Below are 2,970 nucleotides of genomic sequence, written 5' to 3'. Positions count from 1 at the left end.
GAGAAAGGGTAAAACTTTTAACTCATCGATCATAATCCGATTGAGAACCCCCAAAGTCAGCAGGGACATCATACCTAGTCCCATCTGAAAGAGTCCTAAGCGAAACATGGTGAAAAGTCCCAGTTTTGGCAGGGGTTTTGGGGATGAGTGAGTAGAATGGAGAATATCGCTGGTAGCCATAGTTAAATCAATACGGGAAAAAAGCCGGTATTTAAAAATTTAACGCAGGACGAGCAGACATCTTCTGGGGATTTAAGTTTCTATCTCCAATAACCAAGCGGTTAGATCTGTCAAGCTGGTAAAATCGAGCAGCGCTTCTCCTAAAGTTTCTAATTGTTCTAGAGATAGTTCTCGGATTTGTTGGCTTAAAGTCGAGGATATTTCACCTAAACGACGGTTAAGTAGCCGTAGAATCAAAGAAACCGCTTCTTCTCGTCTTCCTTCCTCTCTTCCTTGTGCTTTTCCACTTTCCCGGATATCCTGATAAATAACTGATTCGCGCATAATTTCTTCTCTTAATAAGCTTCCGATGATTTCCTTACTTAATACTAACCCCGCCAGAATTGCTGTAGCGGCGGCTAAATTGCTTTTTTCAGTTCTACCCTCGATATTATCAATTTTTGCGGCTACTTGTCGTAGAGTTTCCTATTGTATTATCCATTTTCTGAATTTATCCATATCATTATTGACTACTGCTTCAAATGCCACGTTAGCATCAATTATCATCCTTGTAAAATAAGTATTTATCGGCTGTATTTCAGTATCACTCTCGGTTGCAAATAAATGTTTTCTGATTTCTAAAATAAGTCTTAAGCTGTATTCCTTATTTCTTTTTGAATAATCTTCTAAAAGCTTACTTTTTGTGTTACTACTATGAACTAGCATATTTCTAATGCGATAGATATTATACACATCATTTTTGACATCGATTATTGCTTGTTTTATTTTATTCAAGCAAGTTGTGTGATCAATTTGACTATTTTTCTGCCCAAAATCATCAAAAAACTTGGATTTAATGGTAACAATAGCGAGCAATAATTGTAGGACTGAAATATTGTCCGCATTGTACCATTCTCCAAAAACAGATTTATCAAATTCCTTTTCCTTCGGAAGCCTCACAGTAATTTTTTCCGATTTATTGATAAAATGCTCAAGGGAATACCAAGAATATAGAAGCGCGTCGGAACTTTGTACTGACTCAACAGATTTACGATATAGTTCAATGGCAGTTAACCATGTTTCAACGCTTTTATTAAGTGAGTTTTTAGAAGAAAGCCAATGACCAATTCTGTCAGTATAAATATTATTAGGAATATCAAATTCTTTAGAATTCGATATATAACAATGATAAAAAACACCCTCACCTAGATCGTTACAGATAATGTAATTATTTGATATTATTTGTATTTCGTTGTTATTTGTCTTTTTCATGAGAGTATCCTTTTTTAGGAAGACAGACACAGCCCTCTCTACTGTTCTTATCGCTTGATCCTTCATTGAATAAAAATCATTTCCTTCGATGTCAACAGCAACATAATAAATACTCTCGGACATCACTTCAAATTCCTGTACTGTTTTTTCAAACCAAACAAGATCAGAATTTTCATCTCTGTATCTGTATCTGTCGTCTTGAATTGTTATTTTTCCATGAATTTGCGGAATATAAAAATAAACGTTACCTATTTTTAATGATTGAGAATTGGCTAGAGCAAAATTAGAAAGTTTAAAAATAACCTTATACTTTTTAGGTGGTTCGACATAAATTTTTTTCATCAGAAAAATCCTATCTTTAAGCCCCAAAGAGTCATAATATTGCTTGAGGGCAATTTTATAGTCTTCGTTTTCAGAATAAACTTCCTCGTTATATTTGGGTGATCCATATATGAGTCCACCGTATAAATACAATCCATCTGTACTTGTACTTATACGGTTCCAATGATCTTGAAACAAAGATAATTGTTTATGTAATAAATTTTCTAGAGTTTTAACATAGTATCCTCGCTCAATAAACATTATTATAATAGTGTTAACGATAAATTTTAATTCCTCTAGATTCATTTCTTCTTTGAGGATTTCTGTAATAAGTAAATTAAGTAAACCTTCAAGACTTTCTACTGAAATTATCTCTCTTTGTATTATTTCAACAAAATATAATATGTCTTTTAATTCAAATTTTTTAGAATCTGATGCTGAATTTAAAGCTTCTAAAATAAATTTCAACTGAGTAGATATTGGTTTTGCCCATAAACTCTTAGCCGATGGCTCCCCAGCAGATTTTTTTGTGCCTTCTAAATATTGTTTAATCTCTGTAGTAAAATAATTTTTGGCAGATTGATTTTTTGAAAATATTTCTCGATTTTCTAAAATTTCTTCTTCTAAATCTGTTATAATTAAAATCAGGTGTTTGTTGTAATCATTGTCTTTTAATTCTTTAATTGCCTCACAGCTGTATCTCCATATAGATTTTACGACAATGAGGTTTTGACGAATAAACTCTGGAATATCTTCGATTTTAGAATCGCAAGCATCGCAATTGTGATCCATTTCTATTCTCTCAGTGAACTATAAATATAGTATAGCAGTTATCCTGCTGGTTTTACCCTCGTCAATCCCGCTATCGAATATCTTACTAACGAATACGGGACTTTCTATCGAGTTGAGGGGGAATTAATCGGCAGTAATCAAGTTCACCTATCCGTGCTAGTGGCGCATCGCGTGCGCCCAAAATATAATATGGATATTTCGACCAAATTGAGGTGCAGCCGTCGAGGTAGGTGCAGATTACAATAAAACTGAGCCTCAAGGAGACTCAGTTTCTAGTTTTTTAAGGACGGGAAATTAACGAATGTACTCTTTGAGGATACTATTACGGTTAGGGTGACGCAGTTTCCGCAGAGCCTTGGCTTCTATTTGACGAATGCGCTCGCGAGTGACGTTGAAAATCTGGCCGATTTCTTCGAGTGTTTTCAT

2 protein-coding genes and 2 pseudogenes are annotated in these 2,970 nt (G+C 34.2%); all 4 read right to left on the bottom strand.

Annotated features, from left to right (window positions below; genetic code table 11):
• Positions 1-180, bottom strand: a pseudogene (locus IM507_RS13655) (MFS transporter); the annotation flags it as partial.
• Between the two features lie 72 nt (positions 181-252).
• Positions 253-645, bottom strand: a pseudogene (locus IM507_RS13650) (DUF4351 domain-containing protein); the annotation flags it as partial.
• On the bottom strand, positions 646-2,544 hold the full coding sequence (locus tag IM507_RS13645; RefSeq protein WP_287637203.1) for a hypothetical protein: 1,899 nt from the start codon (positions 2,542-2,544) through the stop codon (positions 646-648).
• A gap of 294 nt (positions 2,545-2,838) precedes the next feature.
• Positions 2,839-2,970: sigma factor-like helix-turn-helix DNA-binding protein (locus IM507_RS13640; RefSeq protein WP_287637204.1), on the bottom strand; the 132-nt coding region annotated here is incomplete at its 5' end.

The organism is Microcystis sp. M20BS1, from assembly GCF_020245305.1.
GTDB classification, from domain to species: Bacteria; Cyanobacteriota; Cyanobacteriia; order Cyanobacteriales; family Microcystaceae; genus Microcystis; species Microcystis ichthyoblabe_A.
The sequence above is the reverse complement of the archived record's forward strand: the minus strand, read 5'-3'. Positions and strand labels throughout refer to the sequence as shown.

Coding starts and splice junctions, on each gene's coding strand:
- IM507_RS13645 (WP_287637203.1), bottom strand. CDS start 2,544: ATGGATCACAATTGCGATGCTTGCGATTCTAAAATCGAAGATATTCCA.